This is a genomic window from Candidatus Hydrogenedentota bacterium, assembly GCA_016791475.1.
Lineage (GTDB): Bacteria > Hydrogenedentota > Hydrogenedentia > Hydrogenedentales > JAEUWI01 > JAEUWI01.
Genome location: JAEUWI010000502.1, coordinates 1 through 509, shown reverse-complemented (window position 1 = coordinate 509; position 509 = coordinate 1). Strand labels below are relative to the sequence as shown.

General features: G+C 71.3%; 2 protein-coding genes. Both read right to left on the bottom strand.

Annotated features, from left to right (window positions below):
- Window positions 1-271: Na+/H+ antiporter subunit E (locus tag JNK74_30485; GenBank protein MBL7650496.1), on the bottom strand; the 271-nt coding region annotated here is incomplete at its 3' end.
- A partial coding sequence (locus tag JNK74_30480) for a monovalent cation/H+ antiporter subunit D (GenBank protein ID MBL7650495.1) occupies window positions 271-509 on the bottom strand: 239 nt, incomplete at its 5' end. The genes JNK74_30485 and JNK74_30480, both read right to left, overlap by 1 nt.

The following is a 509-nucleotide window of genomic DNA, read 5'->3' as shown; positions in this document are numbered from 1 at the left end:
CCTGCAGGTTGGCGACCACCACGTCCCAGGCCACCACGCCGAGGTAGGCGAAGGCCTTGGTCCAGGACTTGACCGGCGGGCGCTCGGGCCAGAAGTTGCTCGTCACCCGCGTGATCACCACCGCGAGCACCACGCCCACCACCAGCCCGCCTAAGCTGAAACTGTTGAGCAGCAGCATCCACAGCAGCACCAGCACCGCGCTCATGAGCGGATGCGGCAGCCAGCGTTCGGTGAAGCTGCGCGGGTCGAGCTTGTCGTGCTTCGCGCCCATCAGCGCACCCCCTGTGCGGTGCCGAGCACCGCGTCGATGTAGCCGGCCGGGGCGTAGAGCTGCGCCGCGACGAGTTCCAGCCAGGCGTGCACCGGGCCGGCGAACACGGTGAGCAGCACCAGGCAGGCGAGCAGCCCGCCCACGGCGACGAAGGACAGCGCGCCGTCCGGGCGATAGGCGGACGCGGGCGCGGCGGGCAGCGCGTGCGGCTTCCAGAACACGAAGCTGCCGGCGCGCG